This is a genomic window from Pseudomonas helleri (assembly GCF_045830615.1).
In the GTDB taxonomy this organism is placed as follows: domain Bacteria; phylum Pseudomonadota; class Gammaproteobacteria; order Pseudomonadales; family Pseudomonadaceae; genus Aquipseudomonas; species Aquipseudomonas helleri.
This window is the reverse complement of record NZ_CP174501.1, coordinates 3,682,006-3,699,241: the sequence shown is the minus strand read 5'-3', so window position 1 is coordinate 3,699,241 and position 17,236 is coordinate 3,682,006. Positions and strand designations below refer to the sequence as shown.

At 59.3% G+C, this 17,236-nt stretch carries 21 protein-coding genes; 15 read left to right on the top strand and 6 right to left on the bottom strand.

What is annotated here, in order from left to right:
* Nucleotides 1-122 precede the first annotated feature (122 nt).
* The 8 genes from ACJJU9_RS16685 (at nt 123) to ACJJU9_RS16650 (ending at nt 6,344) form a co-directional block, all read left to right on the top strand.
* A complete protein-coding gene (locus ACJJU9_RS16685) occupies nt 123-1,148 on the top strand; it encodes an NAD(P)H-dependent glycerol-3-phosphate dehydrogenase (protein WP_048371600.1) in 1,026 nt (341 codons plus the stop codon).
* Between the two features lie 18 nt (nt 1,149-1,166).
* Complete coding sequence (locus ACJJU9_RS16680; RefSeq protein WP_407729024.1) at nt 1,167-1,499, top strand: DUF4389 domain-containing protein; 333 nt, start codon at nt 1,167-1,169, stop codon at nt 1,497-1,499.
* Nucleotides 1,496-1,948 carry a phosphohistidine phosphatase SixA gene (gene sixA, locus ACJJU9_RS16675; RefSeq protein WP_153373571.1) on the top strand — a complete coding sequence of 151 codons (453 nt, stop codon included), beginning with the start codon at nt 1,496-1,498 and terminating at the stop codon, nt 1,946-1,948. Before ACJJU9_RS16680 ends, sixA begins: the two co-directional genes overlap by 4 nt.
* 121 nt (nt 1,949-2,069) lie before the next feature.
* On the top strand, nt 2,070-2,513 hold the full coding sequence (locus ACJJU9_RS16670; RefSeq protein ID WP_048371594.1) for a hotdog fold thioesterase: 444 nt from the start codon (nt 2,070-2,072) through the stop codon (nt 2,511-2,513).
* 109 nt (nt 2,514-2,622) lie between these two features.
* Nucleotides 2,623-3,423, top strand: coding sequence for an alpha/beta fold hydrolase (locus ACJJU9_RS16665; protein ID WP_153373572.1), 801 nt, complete (start codon nt 2,623-2,625; stop codon nt 3,421-3,423).
* Between the two features lie 12 nt (nt 3,424-3,435).
* Nucleotides 3,436-4,290: an alpha/beta hydrolase gene (locus ACJJU9_RS16660; RefSeq protein WP_048386178.1), complete on the top strand. Its 855-nt coding sequence runs from the start codon at nt 3,436-3,438 to the stop codon at nt 4,288-4,290.
* A gap of 112 nt (nt 4,291-4,402) precedes the next feature.
* The gene (locus tag ACJJU9_RS16655; RefSeq protein ID WP_048386176.1) at nt 4,403-5,221 is read left to right on the top strand and encodes a DUF4892 domain-containing protein; all 819 of its coding nucleotides are present in this window, start codon (nt 4,403-4,405) and stop codon (nt 5,219-5,221) included.
* Nucleotides 5,222-5,294: 73 nt separating this feature from the next.
* A complete protein-coding gene (locus ACJJU9_RS16650) occupies nt 5,295-6,344 on the top strand; it encodes an AI-2E family transporter (protein ID WP_048371588.1) in 1,050 nt (349 codons plus the stop codon).
* On the opposite strand, the gene ACJJU9_RS16645 is transcribed toward ACJJU9_RS16650, so the two are convergent.
* From ACJJU9_RS16645 to ACJJU9_RS16635, 3 genes are all read right to left on the bottom strand, one after another.
* The gene (locus tag ACJJU9_RS16645) at nt 6,341-6,811 is read right to left on the bottom strand and encodes an RNA methyltransferase (RefSeq protein ID WP_048371586.1); all 471 of its coding nucleotides are present in this window, start codon (nt 6,809-6,811) and stop codon (nt 6,341-6,343) included. The two genes, ACJJU9_RS16650 and ACJJU9_RS16645, sit on opposite strands and share 4 nt — an antisense overlap.
* An 84-nt stretch (nt 6,812-6,895) precedes the next feature.
* Nucleotides 6,896-7,270 (bottom strand): YajD family HNH nuclease, encoded by a 375-nt coding sequence (locus ACJJU9_RS16640; protein ID WP_407729023.1) that lies wholly within the window; start codon nt 7,268-7,270, stop codon nt 6,896-6,898.
* Between the two features lie 51 nt (nt 7,271-7,321).
* Nucleotides 7,322-8,008, bottom strand: a complete 687-nt coding sequence (locus ACJJU9_RS16635) for a spermidine synthase (RefSeq protein ID WP_048371582.1) — start codon at nt 8,006-8,008, stop codon at nt 7,322-7,324.
* Nucleotides 8,009-8,090: 82 nt separating this feature from the next.
* Between ACJJU9_RS16635 and ACJJU9_RS16630 the strand changes: the two genes are divergently transcribed.
* On the top strand, nt 8,091-8,387 hold the full coding sequence (locus ACJJU9_RS16630; protein WP_407729022.1) for a hypothetical protein: 297 nt from the start codon (nt 8,091-8,093) through the stop codon (nt 8,385-8,387).
* A 74-nt stretch (nt 8,388-8,461) separates the two neighbouring features.
* Here the strand turns inward: ACJJU9_RS16630 and ACJJU9_RS16625 are convergent, their stop codons facing one another.
* Complete coding sequence (locus ACJJU9_RS16625) at nt 8,462-10,507, bottom strand: S9 family peptidase (RefSeq protein ID WP_407729021.1); 2,046 nt, start codon at nt 10,505-10,507, stop codon at nt 8,462-8,464.
* Nucleotides 10,508-10,616: 109 nt separating this feature from the next.
* Here ACJJU9_RS16625 and ACJJU9_RS16620 point away from each other — a divergent pair, with 109 nt between their 5' ends.
* The 6 genes from ACJJU9_RS16620 to ACJJU9_RS16595 all read left to right on the top strand — a co-directional run bounded on the left by ACJJU9_RS16620 (nt 10,617) and on the right by ACJJU9_RS16595 (nt 15,002).
* Entirely contained in the window at nt 10,617-11,102 is a 486-nt protein-coding gene (locus ACJJU9_RS16620) for an MFS transporter (protein WP_407729020.1), read from the top strand.
* 36 nt (nt 11,103-11,138) lie between these two features.
* Nucleotides 11,139-11,915 carry a class II glutamine amidotransferase gene (locus ACJJU9_RS16615; protein WP_048371577.1) on the top strand — a complete coding sequence of 259 codons (777 nt, stop codon included), beginning with the start codon at nt 11,139-11,141 and terminating at the stop codon, nt 11,913-11,915.
* Between the two features lie 11 nt (nt 11,916-11,926).
* Nucleotides 11,927-12,460 (top strand): DUF2937 family protein, encoded by a 534-nt coding sequence (locus ACJJU9_RS16610; protein ID WP_048371575.1) that lies wholly within the window; start codon nt 11,927-11,929, stop codon nt 12,458-12,460.
* Between the two features lie 174 nt (nt 12,461-12,634).
* Entirely contained in the window at nt 12,635-13,387 is a 753-nt protein-coding gene (locus ACJJU9_RS16605) for a 5-oxoprolinase subunit PxpA (protein WP_407729019.1), read from the top strand.
* Entirely contained in the window at nt 13,384-14,088 is a 705-nt protein-coding gene (locus ACJJU9_RS16600) for a 5-oxoprolinase subunit B family protein (RefSeq protein ID WP_407729018.1), read from the top strand. The genes ACJJU9_RS16605 and ACJJU9_RS16600 overlap by 4 nt, the downstream gene beginning before the upstream one ends.
* The gene (locus ACJJU9_RS16595; protein ID WP_407729017.1) at nt 14,085-15,002 is read left to right on the top strand and encodes a biotin-dependent carboxyltransferase family protein; all 918 of its coding nucleotides are present in this window, start codon (nt 14,085-14,087) and stop codon (nt 15,000-15,002) included. Before ACJJU9_RS16600 ends, ACJJU9_RS16595 begins: the two co-directional genes overlap by 4 nt.
* Before the next feature lie 89 nt (nt 15,003-15,091).
* Here the strand turns inward: ACJJU9_RS16595 and ACJJU9_RS16590 are convergent, their stop codons facing one another.
* On the bottom strand, nt 15,092-16,270 hold the full coding sequence (locus ACJJU9_RS16590; RefSeq protein WP_048386160.1) for a VWA domain-containing protein: 1,179 nt from the start codon (nt 16,268-16,270) through the stop codon (nt 15,092-15,094).
* Between the two features lie 21 nt (nt 16,271-16,291).
* Nucleotides 16,292-17,137, bottom strand: a complete 846-nt coding sequence (locus tag ACJJU9_RS16585; RefSeq protein ID WP_048371566.1) for a MoxR family ATPase — start codon at nt 17,135-17,137, stop codon at nt 16,292-16,294.
* Nucleotides 17,138-17,236 lie beyond the last annotated feature (99 nt).

Genomic DNA, 17,236 nt, shown 5'->3' with positions numbered 1-17,236 from the left:
ACGACCGGCAGGGTGCGCTTCAAAGCAACGGTGCCAAAGCGATGCGCTATGGGGCTGGTCGCAGGGCTGGCGGCCCGTATAATGCGAGCATTGCCACTGCTAGATGGAAGACGGGATTGCATATGACTGAACAGCACGCTATTGCGGTCTTGGGAGGCGGTAGTTTTGGCACCGCCGTGGCCAACTTGCTGGCAGAAAACGGTCACCGTGTGCACCAGTGGATGCGCGACCCCGAGCAAGCCGAGGCGATGCGCCTCAATCGAGAAAACCCTCGCTACCTCAAAGGCATCAAAATTCACCCGGGTGTTGAGCCGGTCACCGACCTGCAAGCCACGCTGCAGAGCTGCCAATTGTGCTTTGTGGCGCTGCCTTCCAGCGCGTTGCGCAGCGTGCTGGCGCCCCACGCCGAGCGTTTGAGCGGCAAAATGCTGGTCAGCCTGACCAAGGGCATCGAAGCCCACAGTTTTAAACTGATGAGCGAAATCCTCGAAGAGATCGCCCCTCAGGCCCGCATCGGCGTTTTGTCCGGCCCCAACCTGGCCCGTGAAGTGGCAGAACATGCATTGACCGCCACCGTGGTGGCCAGCGCTGATGAAGCACTCTGCACCCAAGTGCAGAGCGCCTTGCACGGGCGCACCTTTCGTGTGTATGCCAGCGCCGACCGCTTTGGTGTAGAGCTGGGCGGGGCGTTGAAAAACGTCTACGCCATCATCGCCGGCATGGCGGTGGCGCTGGGCATGGGGGAAAACACAAAAAGTATGTTGATTACCCGCGCGTTGGCAGAAATGACTCGTTTTGCTGTCAGCCAAGGCGCTAATCCGATGACTTTTCTCGGCTTGGCGGGTGTAGGTGATTTGATCGTGACCTGTTCATCGCCCAAAAGCCGTAACTATCAGGTCGGGTATGCGTTGGGGCAGGGGCTGAGCCTGGAAGACGCGGTCGCCCGTTTGGGCGAAGTGGCCGAGGGCGTGAATACCCTCAAGGTGCTCAAGGCCAAAGCGCAGGAACTGAACGTTTACATGCCGTTGGTGGCCGGGCTGCATGCCATTCTGTTTGAAGGCCGTACGCTCAACCAGGTGATCGAGCTGTTGATGCGCGCAGAACCCAAGACCGATGTCGACTTTATCTCCACCAGTGGTTTCAACTGATCAGCACAGGAGCAGCACATGAGTGACAGCAAGAACGCCCCCAAGTACGAATCCATCGTGATACGCGTGCTGTGGATGCTGGTTTTTCTACTGGTCTGGCAAGTCGCGCAATTGGTGCTCGGCGGCCTGGTGCTGGTGCAATTGATTTATCGCCTGGTCTACGGCGCCCCCAATGGCTGCCTGATGAACTTTGGTGACAGCCTGAGCCTTTATCTTGCCCAGATCGGGCGCTTTGGCAGCTTTCACACCGAGCAAAAGCCTTGGCCTTTTGCTGACTGGCCAGCACCACGTGCGCCAGAAGGTGAAGCCCCTTACGTCTCTCCTTCGAACGGCACCGAGACCAAGCCATGAAGCTGTGGATTTTGCGCCACGGTGAAGCCGAACATCATGCCCGACGTGATGCCGAGCGCGAACTCACGGCCCATGGTCGTGATCAAGTGCTGTGCAGCGCCGCACACTTGATCGGCAAACCCCTGGAACGCATTTTGGTCAGCCCCTACGTACGGGCTCAGCAAACCGCTGAGCTGGTGCGCGTGGCCTTGGGGTTTACTGGTGAGCTCATGACCGTGCCGTGGCTGACCCCAGAAAGCGAGCCCAAGTTCGCCGTCAGCCAGTTGCCAGACGGTGGCAATGTATTGTTGGTCAGCCATCAGCCTTTTGTGGGTGAACTGATCAGCTTGTTGCAGCACGGTCATGTGCGTCAGCCGCAGCCGATGCACACCGCCAGCCTGGCGGAGCTCGAAGGGGAGTGGCCGCTGGCCGGCTGCATGACCTTGCTGAGTGTGCATAACCCCCGGTAGGCAAACCCCCGTTGTAGCAACAGTTGCAGAATCAGGTCCGTGTGAAAGATAGTTGGGCTCAGGTTGTCGAAAAATCCTACGACAAAATGACAGCCATCACTCACAGAGCAAGGAATGACCCATGAGTTTGTGGACCACCCAGCCGGACCTCGCGCACCTCAACGAGATGCGTAAAAACACCATCTGCGACGTGCTCGACATCACCTTTGATGCCTACGATGACCAGTCGATCACCGCGAGCATGGTGGTGGATCACCGCACTCATCAACCGTTCGGCTTGTTGCATGGCGGGGCTTCGGTGGTACTGGCCGAAACCCTCGGTTCGATGGCCAGCTACCTGTGCATAGACACCAAAAAGTTCTATTGCGTAGGTCTGGAGGTCAACGCCAACCACCTGCGCGGCGTGCGTAGCGGGCGGGTGAGTGCGGTGGCAAAGCCGGTTCATATGGGGCGCACCACCCACGTCTGGGACATTCGCCTGACCGACGACAACGGCAAACTCAACTGCATTTCGCGACTGACCATCGCCGTCGTCCCGCTGGGCGAAACACCTCCAGCGCGCTGATTCGGCACGGTAATGGCCGTTGTGTCGCCTTTCATGGCGTATACGGTCGTTGTTGTGGGGAATATTCCTACAGACAATAAGGCGTACTTCCTATGTATGGACGCCTTGTATGTCTCGGCAGATTTTCTTCGCCCATGCCAATGGATTCCCCTCAGGCACCTACGGCAAATTGTTTGACGCCCTGGCGCCGGACTTCAGCGTTGCCCGTTTGCCGCAGCACGGGCACGACCCGCGGTTCCCGGTGGACAATAATTGGCGCAATCTGGTCGATGAGTTGATTTATCACCTGCAACAACAAGACGAGCCGGTGCTCGGCGTCGGCCATTCGCTGGGCGGCATGTTGCACCTGCACGCCGCGTTACGTTGCCCGCATTTGTACAAAGGCGTGGTCATGCTGGATTCCCCGGTGCTGACGGTGGCTGATCAATGGATGATTCGTGCCGCCAAGCGTTTTGGCTTTATCGACCGCCTCACCCCGGCGGGTCGTACCTTGGGGCGCCGTGAAGAGTTTGCTGACCGCGCAGCTGCACGGGAATACTTCGCGGGCAAGGCGTTGTTTCGCAGCTTCGACCCCGATTGTTTTGATGCCTACCTCGAGCATGGCCTGCAAGCCGTTGATGACCGCTTGCGCCTGAGCTTTGATCCGGCCACTGAAATCAATATCTACCGCGGTGTTCCCCACACCAGTCCCGGACGTATCCTGCAATTGCAGGTGCCTTTAACCGTGGTGCGTGGGCAAGACAGCCGCGTGGTCATGCGCCATCATGCCCGCGCCGTGGCACGTTTGCCCCTCGGTGAGTCGCTGAGCGTGCCGGGCGGGCACATGTTCCCGCTGGAGCAACCGCAAGAAACCGCCCATCTGCTCAAACACATTTTTGCCCGCTGGGAACTGCGTCAACCCGGCCCCTGAAGAGCACCCTGCATGAGCCCTGTGGTTGAAGAAATCCGTCTGAGCCTGCCGCATATCGAACTGGCAGCGCATATATTTGGCCCGCAAGACGGTCTGCCGGTCATCGCCCTGCATGGCTGGCTGGACAACGCCAACAGCTTTGCCCGGCTGGCGCCCAAACTTTCTGGGTTGCGCATCGTGGCAGTGGATTTCGCCGGTCATGGCCACTCGGATCACCGCCCGCGTGGGGCGGGTTATGCGTTGGCCGATTACGCGTTTGACGTGCTGTGTGTCGCCGAGCAACTGGGCTGGAAGCAGTTTGCCCTGTTGGGGCATTCGCTTGGCGCGATTGTCTCGGTGATCATCGCGGGCTCGTTCCCCGAGCGGGTTACCCGGCTGGCTTTGATCGACGGCATCGTCCTGCGCAGTGGCCCCGACATTGACGCGGCCGAGAACATGGGCAAGGCCCTTGAGGCGCAACTGGCCCATGGGCACAAGCGCAAATCGGTACACCCCACCCTTGATCGAGCCATTGAAGCGCGCATGAAGGGCATGGTGGCTGTCAGTCGCGAAGCGGCCGAACTGCTTGCCCAGCGGGGCTTGATGCCCGTGCCTGGAGGTTACAGCTGGCGCAGTGACAGTCGCTTGACGTTGCCGTCACCGCTTCGACTGACCGATGCGCAGGCCATGTCGTTCGTGCGCCGGGTCACGTGCCCGACCACCTTGGTGGTAGCCGAAGAGGGCATGCTGGCCAGCCACCCTGAGCTGTTGGATCGTCTACCCTTTACCTTGAAGCGGTTAGCCGGCGGTCATCATTTGCACCTGAATGACGAGGCCGGAGCAACCCTTGTTGCAGACTGTTTCAATCGGTTCTTCGTCACTCCTTGACTTGCGCAGGCCAACTGTCGAGGCTTGGCGGCTTGAAAGGGGAGACAACCATCATGGATCACTACACCGCTGCGCCCTGCAAAGGCCATCCGCTCTCAACCGTGAGACGCCGATGAACATACCCACTCGTTTTATCTGGGCGCTGGGCCTGAGTTGCCTGAGTACTTGGGCATGGGCTGCGGATGTGCCAGGCAGCCACGACCTGCAAGGTCTGCCCCGGCTGGCCGACGCGCAAATTGTCGATTACAGCGTAAAGCCCGACATCGAACGCATTTACCCCATGGGCTCAATCCGCAAAATCAGTGGCCGTCTGCGTTTTGAAGGGCAGGTCAACAGCCGTGGTCAAACCACCGCCGTGACGTACGAACTGCCCGCCGAGCATACGGGCTCTGAAGCCTTTACGGCAGCCCGTGAAGCCTTGCAAAAAGAAGGCGCCGAGCTGCTGTTCTGGTGTCAGGGCCGCGACTGCGGTGAAAGCAGCCTGTGGGCCAATGAAGTGTTCGGCAACTCCAAACTCGTGGGGGCGGATGATCAACAGTCCTACCTGTTGATGCGCCGGGCCGCGCCAGAACAGAATCAACTGGTTGCCTTGTATGGCATCAATCGGGGCGGGCGCAAAGCTTATCTGCACGTCGAGCAACTCCAGGCCAGCGCCGATCTGGGCGAACTGCTGCCCACCTCAGCGACCTTGCAACGCCAGTTGAAAAGCACAGGCGAACTGGACTTTCCGAAACTGACCGGTGAGCCGGACGCACAATGGGTCACCCTGATCGCCCGGGCATTGAACCTTGATGTCACCTCCCGGGTCAGTTTGACCGGCGCCAACGCAGCGGCCTGGCGTGATGCCTTGATCAAAGGCGGTGTACGCGCCGCTCGCATGGACCTGGGGACCAAACCGGCCAAGGGCCTGCATCTGGAGTTGTTGCGCTAAACCCTGCAAAACGGCGGCTACACTCTGGTAGTCGTCGCTTCTATTCGAAACCTCAATTGTCTGCGGAACCTACATGCTCAATAACGATCGCCTGTTGGTGCAGATCCTGCTCGTGGTGCTGTTCGGCGCCAGCCTGTGGGTGATGGCACCGTTTTGGTCGGCTTTGTTCTGGGGGGCGGTGCTGGCATTCGCCAGTTGGCCCTTGATGCGTCTTTTAACGCGCTGGCTCAACGGTCGCGAGACATTGGCCGCCAGCATCCTGACCGTTGGCTGGATGCTGCTGGTGGCCGGGCCGCTGGTGTGGCTGGGCTTTAACCTGGCAGACCACGTGCGTGACGCCACCACGTTTGTCAAAGATGTACAGCTTGAAGGCTTGCCCGAAGCGCCGACCTGGCTTGCTGGCATTCCGCTGGTCGGTGAGCGGCTGGTCGGCATGTGGAACACCATCGATCAGCAAGGTGCGGCCATGATCGTGGCGGTCAAACCTTACCTGGGGCAGGTGGGTAACTGGCTGCTGGCGCGCAGTGCGCAAATCGGCGGCGGGATTCTTGAGCTGACCCTGAGCATTGTCTTCGTGTTCTTTTTCTACCGGGATGGACCGCGCCTGGCGATGTTCGTCCATAGCCTGCTGGTGCGGCTGATCGGCGAGCGAGCAGATTACTATCAAGAATTGGTGGCAGGCACCGTGCAGCGGGTGGTTAACGGAGTGATTGGCACGGCAGCAGCCCAGGCCTTGCTGGCGCTGATCGGCTTTTTGATCGCCGGTGTACCGGGGGCGCTGGTGCTCGGTTTGGCCACCTTCCTGCTCAGCCTGATCCCCATGGGCCCGCCCTTGGTCTGGATCCCGGCCACCGCCTGGCTGGCCTGGAAAGGCGAGTATGGCATGGCGATTTTCCTGGGCATCTGGGGCACGCTGATCATCAGCGGTGTCGATAACGTGCTCAAACCCTACCTGATCAGCCGGGGCGGCAACTTGCCGCTGGTGATCGTATTGCTGGGGGTGTTTGGCGGGTTGATTGCTTTCGGCTTTATTGGCCTGTTTATCGGGCCGACATTACTGGCGATTGCTTACAGCCTGCTGGTCGATTGGAGCACCGGCCAGCAGTACGGTAAAAAACCTTAACCGAACTTGGGGCCGGAACGCGTGTTCTTGCCCTTGGCCAAGCGGTCGTACAACACCACATTGACCGTGGCTGCAAGGTTCATGCAGCCATTGGTCGGGATGTAAATCACATCCTCACACCAGTCCAGCACCTCTTTATCCAGCGAGCCGTCTTCGGGGCCAAAGATGTAAATCGCCCGGTCCGGGTGCGTGTACTCGGGCAAAGAGCGTGCGCCCTCGACCAGTTCAACGGCGACGGGGATGCAGCCCAGCGGGATGATTTTTTTGAGGTCGTCGATGCCAATCAGCGGAATATCCTGATGGATCTTCTTGGTATCGGTGATGAAGTCGCGGGCGCGCTCATAACGTTTGCCGGTGTAAAACACCGAAGCCACGTTGTAGCAACCAGCCGCACGCATCACCGAGCCGACGTTTTCCGGTGATTTGGGGTTATACAAACCAATGCAGCTGTACCGTTTGTCTGCCACGTGCCGGTGCCTTTCTGAAAAAAGACGCGAGTATACCAGCACATGGCCCGCCCACCGGCGCCAACACCCGGCGACAAGAAGCGCTTACTCGTCTTTTTTCATCAGCCCGGCCAGCGCCGCAAACGGGTTATGAGTGGCCTTGGCAACTTTAGGGGTGCTGAGTGAGCTGTCCGAAAAGTACTGCTGGTCGGTGTAGCGCGAGTGTTCGTTGTCGTGGCAGTACAAGCACAGCAACTCCCAGTTGGAGCCGTCCTGCGGGTTGTTGTCATGGTTATGGTCGCGGTGATGAACCGTCAACTCGCTCAGGCCCTTGCCAGAGAACTCACGGGTGCAGCGGCCGCACACGTGGGGGTACATTTTCAGGGCTTTGTCGCGATAGCCCATTTCACGGTCACGCTGGGCATCGGCCAGGATGCGGTCCAGCTTGGCGGTGTGGGAGGGTGGGTTTGCTGAACTCATGGGGTTCACCTTAAGACGAATGACGGTTATGTCGTGAAGTTTAGCTGTTGATCAGCCTTTGATTTTTTCCGCAATCCAGATCGTGTGGCGCGTGCCCTTGTTGCCGTGGGCGAAGACTTGCACTTCCTCGGATTTAAAGCCTGCTTTGCGCAGCTTGTCCGAAAACTGCTTGTCGGCGCTTGCCGACCAGACGGCCAGCACGCCTTTGGGGCGCAATGCCTTGGCGCAAGCACTCAAGCCCCCGGCCGAGTACAGCCAGCTGTTGGCTTTTTGGGTCAGGCCTTCGGGGCCGTTATCGACGTCGAGCATGATCGCGTCAAAGCCATTGGGTTCGGCTTGCAGCACCTTGGCCACGTCCTCGACACGAATCACCGCACGCGGGTCTTGCAAGGGGTTGCCGGCTTTCTCGCCGAGCGGGCCGCGGTTCCATTCCACAACGCCCGGCACCAGTTCCGCGACCACCACTTCGGCAGTCTTGCCCAAATGTTTGAGGGCCGCAGCCAGGGTGAAGCCCATGCCCAGGCCGCCAATCAGCACCCGTGAGTTCGTGCGACCGGCCACTTTACGGCACGGGATCTCAGCCAGAGCATCTTCAGAGCCATGCATGCGGGTGTTCATCAACTGGCCGCCGTCACCCCCCTGGATCTTGATAACGAAGTCTTCACCATACTCAAACAGGCACAAGGCGCCGCCATTTTCGGGGATCGGGGTGGTGTCGAGCAAAACAAAACGTTTCATGGAAGTCTCATAGAAGAGGACAAAATCAGCTGGTTGCGAGTAGCCTGACGGCATACAAGCTGGTCTGGCAACGGAGTCATTGATGAAACGCACTATTCTAACGGCCATTGTGTGGGGCGCGCTCTCGATAAGTGCGGCTCAGGCAGCGGAGTTAACCCCCATTCCGAGTGTCCCGGTGACATCCGCCCCGGGTTCGCCGGGCACTGCTACACCTACGCCATACCCGCAGGTCACCCCGCGTGCAGCGCCCAAGCCTGCCCCCGGCAACAGCAGCCTGGTGCCGCTGCCGCCGATAGATCTGCCGCAGCCACCGCCCAAAGATCAGCCGATACCCGGGCTTGAAACCAAAGACCCGAAAGCCAAGATCCCGGCGGACTGACCGCCGTAGTCGCGCCGCAGGCTGCGAAGGGTTGCAGCGCAACCCGTTGCTTGCAGGCCGATAACCGCAAAGGCTTAAATCCCCAACACCTTAAACACAAACGCATACTCCAGCGCGACGTCGCGCAGGCCCTGATAGCGGCCGCTCATGCCGCCATGGCCGGCTTCCAGCTCAGTTTTAAGCAGTAGCAAATGGTCGTCGGTCTTGGTGGCGCGCAGCTTGGCCACCCATTTGGCCGCCTCCCAATACTGCACACGGCTGTCGTTGTACCCGGCGATCACCAGCATCGCCGGGTACGCCTGCGCCGCCACATTCTCATAAGGCGCGTAGGCCTTGATGCGGTCGTAGACCTCAGGTTCTTGCGGGTTGCCCCACTCGTCGTATTCGGTCACCGTCAGCGGCAAATCGGGGTCGAGCATGGTGTTGAGCACATCGACAAACGGCACTTCAGCAATCGCCGCCTTGAACAGTTCCGGGCGCTGATTGAGCACTGCCCCGATCAACAGGCCGCCCGCGCTGCCTCCACTGATCACCAATTGCTCGCTGCGGGTCAGCCCTTGGTCGATCAAATGCTCGGCACAGGCAATAAAGTCGCTAAATGTGTTGTGTTTATGTTCCTGCTTGCCCGCGCGATACCACGCTTCACCCAGCTCGCCGCCGCCGCGCACATGGGCAATGGCAAACGCCACGCCGCGTTCAAGCAAACTCAGGCGTGCGTGGGAAAACCACGGGTCAAGGCTTTCGCCATAGGCGCCGTAACCATACAGATACAGCGGTGTCGGTTTGCCCAGCGCATCACGTTTCACGACCAGGCTGATGGGCACCTGAGTGCCATCCGGCGCCGTGGCCCACAAACGTTGGCTGACGTAGTCATCGGCATTGAACGGCCCGAGTACCGGCGTTTCCTTGAGGACCTTTTGTTCGCCATCGGTCAGCGTCAGCTGGCGGACTTGCGCCGGGCGATTCAGCGACTCGTAACGCAGGCGGATGTGCGCACCCTGGAACTCAAGGCTGTCTTGCACATACAGGCTGTAGGCTGCGTCTGGTAGTTGCACGCGGTATGGCGGCAAACCGTTCGGACGGATCTCAATAATCGGTAGGCCGCCTTCGCGCAGGCTCAGGCACAGGGCTTTGGCGTTCAGCGTCAGGCCTTCAAGCATGACCTGGTCGTCATGGGCGATCAGGCGTTGCCACTCACTGCGCTGTGGGGCGTCACCCAGCGCGTAATACAGCGCAAAGTTGATCCCGTCCTGATTGGTGCGGATAAACCACGTCCATTGGTCTTCGTGCAAGCCATGATCGACGCTGTAATCGTGGCCTTCAACCCGTGGCGCCAGGCAGCGAAATGCCTGCTGCGGCTGCTCGGCGTCCAGCACCCAGGTCTCACTGGTGGTTTTGCTGTTGAGCAACAGGATCAGTTGGCGTTCGGAGCTTGAGCGGTAGCAATGCAGGAAAAATCGCCCGTCCGTTTCATGAAACACCTCATGGGCCCCGGTTTCACCCAGGGTGTGGCGCCACAGCTTGTGCGGGCGATGGGTGTCGTCCAGCTCAGCGAAAAACAGGGTCTGGCTGTCATTGGCCCAGGTCATGCTGCCATCGCAGTCCTCAAAGGGCAGTTCCGTGACGGCGCCAGTGGCCAGCTCTTTGACGAACAGGCGATAGGTTTCTTCGCCGCTGGTGTCCAGGCTATAAGCCAGGCGCTGATGGTCCGGGCTGATACTGAACGCACCCAATGAAATAAACCCGCCATTGGCCAGGGCGTTCGGGTCCAGCAGCAACTGCTCGGCGCTTTCGTCGACCTGTTGGCTGTCATCGGCCGGGCGCGGGCAGCGGTAGTGGCGGGCGTATTCGTCACCGGCCTGGGTGCGGGTGTAATACAGGTACGGGCCCCAAGGGGAGGGGAGCGACAAATCTGTCTCGCGAATCCGTCCCTTGATCTCTTGAAACAGCGTCTCGCGCAATTCGGCCTGGTCGGCCAGTTGCGCTTCCTGGTAGTTGTTTTCCGCTATCAGGTAGTCCAAAACCTCTTTGCTATCGCGATTTTGTAACCATGCGTAGGGGTCAGAACCCTCGACCTTATGTGCGATTGGTGCGCTGTTTGCGTAGGCTGATTCGGTCATTGAGCGTTCTCTGAAATCTGAATGAATAGAAGTGACGCTGACGGCGGTGCAGCCGCACTCTCGAAAAGCCGTTATCATAGCGCTTCATTGCCTGCCGACCACGGATACCATGACCGAGAACGACTATCTGATCGCCTGGGGCTTATACGCCTTCGCCGCTTTAGGCTGCCTGCTCGTATGGTGCCGCCTGACCCGCTTTATGTGGCGCTGGTTACGTGAGCCATTACGCATCCTGATGGCGGTGCTGCTGTTCAGCCCGACCATCATTGACCCGGTCAAAGATCAATTCGCCCCGGCGGTGGCCATCTCGGCCCTGGACCTGGCGTTCAAGGTGGGTGACAACGTCTGGCGTGCAGCGTCTGACTTGTTGATGTACACCCTGTTTGCGTTTTGCCTGTACGCGGTGTTTGTGTTTATTCGCTGGCCAATCGAGCGTGCCCGCAAGGCGCGTCAGGCGCAAAGCGCAGCCGCTGAGCAAAACCGCAGCATTGACCCTGAAGATGATCAGCCATTCGGCTCGGCCGGTGATGACCGTTACGGTCGCCCGCCAGCGCCGCGTCCGGCAGGCTCGAATCGGGTTGAACCGCGGGTCTGATTTCTTTTCGTTGAGCTTGAATGCGAGTGTGCGAGCGTGTGTGAATTATTGGGCATGAGCGCCAATGTCCCGACTGATATTGTGTTCAGTTTTACCGGCTTGATGCAGCGTGGCGGGCGTACCGGCCCGCATCGTGATGGCTGGGGTATTGCCTTTTATGAAGGTCGTGGTCTGCGTTTGTTCCAGGACCCGGCCGCCAGTTGCGACTCTGAAGTCGCGTTGCTGGTGCAGCGTTATCCGATCAAAAGCGAAGTGGTGATTGGCCATATCCGCCAGGCTAACGTCGGCAAAGTCTGCTTGTCCAACACCCACCCGTTTGTCCGCGAGTTATGGGGCCGTAACTGGTGCTTTGCACACAACGGCCAATTGGCTGATTTCTCACCGAGCGCCAGCTTCTACCGGCCGATTGGCGACACCGACAGCGAAGCGGCTTTCTGCGATTTGCTCAATCGCGTGCGTGAAGCGTTTCCGGAGCCGGTTGAAGTCGAAGAGTTGATTCCGGTGCTGACCCAGGCGTGCGCCGAATTTCGCAGCAAAGGCGTGTTTAACTGCATGCTCAGTGATGGCGATTGGCTGTTTTGCTACTGTTCAACCAAACTGGTGCACATCACTCGACGCGCCCCGTTTGGCCCAGCCAGATTGAAAGATGTCGACGTGATCGTCGACTTCCAGTCAGAAACAACGCCTAACGACGTCGTGACCGTGATCGCCACCGAGCCTTTGACCGAGAACGAAGTCTGGACGCGCTATGAGCCTGGCCACTGGAGCCTGTGGCGCCGCGGTGAGCGCATCAGCCACGGAAAAACTGATTAAGGGACGCGTGTATGTGGCTGAGCTACCTGCGGTTGGTGCTGTTTACGCTGGGCCTGTTACTGGGCGTGCAAGTGCCGGGCTTTATCAACGACTACGCCAACCGCGTGGAAGCGCACCTGATCGAAGCCCAGACCGGGCTGGCCGGTTTCCAGAACACTGCCAACCAATTCTTCAAAGGTGACCTGCACGCCCTGGTGGCGCATTACCAGGCCAGTGACGACCCGGTGTTTCGCAGCGATGCCACCAGCCTGAGCACCTTGCTCAACCGTCAGCGCCTGCTCGACGACCAGTTCCAGGCCATGCAAGGCCCCTGGTACATCCGCGCCCTGCAAGTGGCCTACGCGGCCGATCCGGACATCCGCCAGGAAACGCTCAACGCCTACACCTACCAGGTACTGCTGTCGCCCACCGCCATTGGCTGGGCAATGGCCGGTGCATTGCTGTTTTCCTTCATCATCGAAGGCTTCTTCCGGTTGGTGGACTGGGTCGTGTTGGGCGGCAAACGCCAGCGCGAACGCATCGCTCGCCGCGAACGCAACAGCTAAACCCCGCGCCCCGCTGTTGGAGCGAGCTTGCCTCGCGATCTTTTGATGTTTAAAAAATCGCGAGCCATCAACTTTTCTTATCCCCATACCCTGCTTTTATTAGTTGGACTAACCGCCTGTTGCTGTCGAAAAATGCCTGCATCTAATTTCTAAAAAGACCACAGGAGCATCACCGTGAGCCGCCTGTTATTGAACTGCGACATTGGCGAAAGCTTTGGCAACTGGACTCTGGGCCTGGATGCCGAGGTGATGCCATTTATTGATTGCGCAAACATCGCATGCGGCTTTCACGCCGGTGATCCGGGGATCATGCGCAAAACTGTGGGCCTGGCGCTGGCGAACAATGTGCTGATCGGCGCGCACCCGGCGTATCAAGACCTGGCGGGCTTCGGTCGGCGCTCCATGGCCTACTCGGCGCAAGAGCTGCAAGACCTGCTGCATTATCAGATCGGCGCACTGGACGGCATCTGCCGCGCCCAAGGCTCGCGCGTCAGCTACGTCAAACCCCACGGTGCGATGTACAACGACATGATGGCCAACCCTGCGCAGTTGCGCGCCGTGGTTCAGGCGGTCGCCGCCTACGATGTCAGCTTGCCGCTGATGCTGATGGCCACGCGTGACAACAGCGCGGCCCAGGCCATTGGCGATGAGTTTGGTCTGACCCTGTGGTTCGAAGCCTTTGCCGACCGGGCCTACGACAGCGCCGGGCACTTGGTCTCGCGCCAGTTACCCGGCGCCGTGCACCATCAAGCAGATGTCATCGTCCAGCAAGCGCTGACGATTGCCGCAGGCCAGCCCCTAACGGCCAGCGACGGCAGCGCCTTGCACCTGCACGCCACGACCTTGTGTGTACACGGCGACAACGCCAGCTCGGTGGCGGCCGTGCGGCGCATTCGTGAAGCCCTGAGCCAGCAGGCGCAGCCATGAAGCCGCGGATCGAAGTCGTGGCCATCGACTGCCTGATGTTGCGTCTGTTCGATGAGATTGCGGAAAGCAACATGCCGTGGATGCTGGCCGCCAGCGAGCGATTACGCGCTGTATTTGCCGACCATCTGATAGACCTGGTGCCGTCTTACACCACCTTGATGGTGCATTACGACGGCCTGACGCTGACCCCGGCCGAGGCCCGGGTGTTGATCGGCCAGGCCATCACGGACCTGCGTCCCGAAACGCAGCGTCTTGGCCAGTGTCATGTGCTGCCGGTGTGGTACGACCTCAGTGTCGGCCCGGAACTTTCGCTGCTGGCCGCGCGCATTGGCTGCCCCGTGAGTGAGGTGATTCGCCGCCACAGCGAGCGTGAATATCAAGTGTTTGCCTTGGGCTTCGCCCCCGGTTTCGCCTTTATGGGGCTGGTCGAAGAAGCCCTGGCCGCGCCACGCCTGAACACACCGCGCAAGCGTGTGGCCGCAGGCAGCGTGGGCATTGCCGAGCGGCAAACGGCGGCTTACCCGGCGCAATCGCCCGGTGGCTGGAACCTTATCGGCCGCACCCCGAGCGCTCTGTTTGATCGCAATCGAGAGGGCTACAGCTTGATGCAACCCGGCGATACCGTGCAATTCGAGGCTGTGTCCCACGCAGAATTCATCCGTTTAGGCGGTGACGACACACCTCAGGAGGCTTTTGCATGAGCCGTTTACTGATCAAGGCCAGCAACCCGATGTGTCTGTTGCAAGATGCCGGACGTTTTGGTGTGCGACATTTGGGCGTGACTCAAGGCGGAGCCGCAGACTGGTTGTCGATGACGTGGGCCAACTGGCTATTGGGTAATACGCCAGGCGCGGCGGTCGTTGAGATCACCTTGGGCGGCTTGAGCCTGATTGCCCAGAGCGATTGCACCCTAGCGCTGGCGGGGGCGGATCTGGCGGCAAGCGTCGACGGTAAAGCACTCAAGCCCTGGCGGCGTGTCGAGTTGAAAAAAGGCCAGACTTTAAGCTTTACCCAGCCACTGTTGGGCGCTCGTGCCTATCTGGCAGCTCCCGGCGGGTTTGTCGCGCCACAGGTACTGGGCAGCAGTGCAACGGTGGTGCGTGAGCAACTGGGTGGCCCCGATGGTTTCGGTCGTGCGTTGGCCATTGGCGATGAGCTGAATTACACCGCCGAGCCGTTAGCGCTACGTGACATTCCCCTTGCGCAACAACCTGGCTTTACCGCCAACCCTTTGCTGGATGTGGTGCTGGGCGCGCAGATCGGTGCGTTTAGCGGGCAAAGCACGTTCGATGCCTTCAATCAGCCGTGGACCCTCGACAGCCGCGCAGACCGCATGGGTATTCGCCTGCAGGGCCCGGCGCTGGAGTATCAGGGCGTGCCGATGATCTCTGAAGGCATTCCGCTGGGCGCCATCCAGGTACCGCCCGATGGCCAGCCAATCGTTTTGCTCAATGACCGGCAGACCATTGGCGGTTACCCGCGCCTGGGGGCATTAACCCCGTTGGCGCTGGCACGATTGGCACAATGTGTGCCGGGGGAGACCGTCTACTTGCGGCCCGTCACCCAAGACGCCGCACAGCGCCAGCACCAGGCTTTTATGCAACGCTTCATCTAACCCCGAACCCGTAGGAGCGAGCTTGCCTCGCGATCTTTTGATCTTTTAAAAAGATCGCGAGGCAAGCTCGCTCCTACAAAAAAACGGGATTACTTAGCCAAAAACCGCATCCCTTCTTCCAGCCCGTCCAGGGTCAGCGGGTACATGCGATCTTCAACCAGGTCCTGCACAATCCCGGTCGATGCCGTGTATTTCCAGGTGTCTTTCGGATACGGGTTAATCCAGATCAGCTTTTTATATTTCTCCATAAAACGCTGCATCCACTTGTAACCCGGCTCTTCGTTCCAGTGCTCGACACTGCCCCCGGCGTGGGTGATTTCATACGGGCCCATCGCTGCGTCACCGATAAAAATCACTTTGTAATCGGCGCCGTAGGTGTTGAGCACATCTTGTGTGGCGATACGTTCGACGTGGCGGCGCTGGTTGTTTTTCCACATCGACTCGTAAATGAAGTTGTGGAAGTAGTAGTACTCCAGATGCTTGAACTCGGTCTTGCAGGCCGAGAACAACTCCTCGCAGGTTTTCACGTGGGAATCCATCGAGCCGCCAATATCGAACAGCAACAACAGCTTGATGTTGTTGCGCCGCTCGGGCCGCATCTGGATATTCAACAACCCGGCATCGCGGGCCGTGTGGTCGATGGTGCCGTCGATATCCAGTTCATCGGCGGCGCCCTGGCGGGCAAACTTGCGCAGGCGGCGCAACGCTACCTTGATATTGCGGGTGCCCAACTCGACTTGATCATCGAGGTTCTTGTATTCGCGCTGTTCCCAGACTTTCGCCGCCTTGCCCTGACGCGCCCCGGCATCGCCTACTCGAATCCCTTCGGGGTGATAACCGCCCGAGCCAAACGGGCTGGTGCCGCCGGTACCGATCCACTTATTGCCACCGGCATGGCGTTCTTTCTGCTCCTCAAGGCGCTGTTTGAACGCCTCGATCAACTTGTCCAGGCCGCCCAGCGACTGCAATTGCGCCCGGTCTTCGTCACTCAGCGAGCGTTCAAACTCTTTGCGCAACCAGTCCTCAGGGATCAGCGCCTCAAGGTGTTCATTGAGGTTTTGCAGGCCGTTGAAATAGGCGCCGAAGGCACGGTCAAACTTGTCGAAATGGCGCTCGTCCTTCACCAGGATCGTACGCGCCAAGTAGTAAAACTCGTCCATGTCGGCGAATGTCACACGGTTTTTCAGCGCGTTGATCAAGTCCAGCAGTTCGCGCACCGAAACCGGCACCTTGGCCGCACGCATTTCATTGAACAGATTAAGCAGCATGCTTATCGCCTTCTTGAAAAATCAGCGATTGCCGCGACGGCTCATAAACGCCAGACGTTCCAGCAACTGCACGTCCTGCTCGTTTTTCACCAGCGCGCCGGCCAGTGGCGGGATCGCTTTGGTCGGGTCGCGCTCACGCAACACCGCTTCGCCAATGTTGTCGGCCATCAGCAGCTTGAGCCAATCCACCAGCTCGGACGTCGACGGTTTTTTCTTCAGGCCGGGTACTTTTCGGACATCGAAGAACACGTCCAGCGCTTCACTGACCAGCTCTTTCTTGATATCCGGGAAGTGCACGTCGACGATCTTCTGCAGCGTGGTGCGATCCGGGAAGTTGATGTAGTGGAAGAAGCAGCGGCGCAGGAACGCATCCGGCAGTTCTTTTTCGTTGTTGGAGGTAATGATGATGATCGGGCGGACCTTGGCCTTGATGGTTTCATCGGTCTCGTAAACGTAGAACTCCATCTTGTCGAGTTCTTGCAGCAGGTCGTTGGGGAACTCGATGTCGGCCTTGTCGATTTCGTCGATCAGCAGGATGACCCGCTCTTCGGCCTCAAAGGCTTCCCACAACTTGCCTTTTTTAAGGTAATTGCGCACATCGTGCACTTTGTCCACGCCCAGTTGCGAATCGCGCAAGCGGCTTACGGCGTCGTACTCATACAGGCCTTGATGGGCCTTGGTGGTGGACTTGATGTGCCAGGTAATCAGCTTGCAGCCAAAGGACTCGGCCAGCTGCTCGGCGAGCATGGTCTTGCCGGTGCCGGGTTCGCCCTTGACCAGCAGCGGGCGCTCCAGGGTGATCGCTGCGTTGACCGCCAGTTTCAGGTCATCAGTGGCCACATAGGCGCGGGTGCCTTCAAACTTCATCTGCAATTCCTCAAACCATGATCCAGGCCTGCAAGGGCAGGGCGGGGGACAAAAAAGTATGTCCGACTATAACGCGACGTCCGCCTCAGGTGAACGCAG

Coding starts and splice junctions, on each gene's coding strand:
- ACJJU9_RS16685 (WP_048371600.1), top strand. CDS start 123: ATGACTGAACAGCACGCTATTGCGGTCTTGGGAGGCGGTAGTTTTGGC.
- ACJJU9_RS16680 (WP_407729024.1), top strand. CDS start 1,167: ATGAGTGACAGCAAGAACGCCCCCAAGTACGAATCCATCGTGATACGC.
- sixA (WP_153373571.1), top strand. CDS start 1,496: ATGAAGCTGTGGATTTTGCGCCACGGTGAAGCCGAACATCATGCCCGA.
- ACJJU9_RS16670 (WP_048371594.1), top strand. CDS start 2,070: ATGAGTTTGTGGACCACCCAGCCGGACCTCGCGCACCTCAACGAGATG.
- ACJJU9_RS16665 (WP_153373572.1), top strand. CDS start 2,623: ATGTCTCGGCAGATTTTCTTCGCCCATGCCAATGGATTCCCCTCAGGC.
- ACJJU9_RS16660 (WP_048386178.1), top strand. CDS start 3,436: ATGAGCCCTGTGGTTGAAGAAATCCGTCTGAGCCTGCCGCATATCGAA.
- ACJJU9_RS16655 (WP_048386176.1), top strand. CDS start 4,403: ATGAACATACCCACTCGTTTTATCTGGGCGCTGGGCCTGAGTTGCCTG.
- ACJJU9_RS16650 (WP_048371588.1), top strand. CDS start 5,295: ATGCTCAATAACGATCGCCTGTTGGTGCAGATCCTGCTCGTGGTGCTG.
- ACJJU9_RS16640 (WP_407729023.1), bottom strand. CDS start 7,270: ATGAGTTCAGCAAACCCACCCTCCCACACCGCCAAGCTGGACCGCATC.
- ACJJU9_RS16635 (WP_048371582.1), bottom strand. CDS start 8,008: ATGAAACGTTTTGTTTTGCTCGACACCACCCCGATCCCCGAAAATGGC.
- ACJJU9_RS16630 (WP_407729022.1), top strand. CDS start 8,091: ATGAAACGCACTATTCTAACGGCCATTGTGTGGGGCGCGCTCTCGATA.
- ACJJU9_RS16625 (WP_407729021.1), bottom strand. CDS start 10,507: ATGACCGAATCAGCCTACGCAAACAGCGCACCAATCGCACATAAGGTC.
- ACJJU9_RS16620 (WP_407729020.1), top strand. CDS start 10,617: ATGACCGAGAACGACTATCTGATCGCCTGGGGCTTATACGCCTTCGCC.
- ACJJU9_RS16610 (WP_048371575.1), top strand. CDS start 11,927: ATGTGGCTGAGCTACCTGCGGTTGGTGCTGTTTACGCTGGGCCTGTTA.
- ACJJU9_RS16600 (WP_407729018.1), top strand. CDS start 13,384: ATGAAGCCGCGGATCGAAGTCGTGGCCATCGACTGCCTGATGTTGCGT.
- ACJJU9_RS16595 (WP_407729017.1), top strand. CDS start 14,085: ATGAGCCGTTTACTGATCAAGGCCAGCAACCCGATGTGTCTGTTGCAA.
- ACJJU9_RS16590 (WP_048386160.1), bottom strand. CDS start 16,270: ATGCTGCTTAATCTGTTCAATGAAATGCGTGCGGCCAAGGTGCCGGTT.
- ACJJU9_RS16585 (WP_048371566.1), bottom strand. CDS start 17,137: ATGAAGTTTGAAGGCACCCGCGCCTATGTGGCCACTGATGACCTGAAA.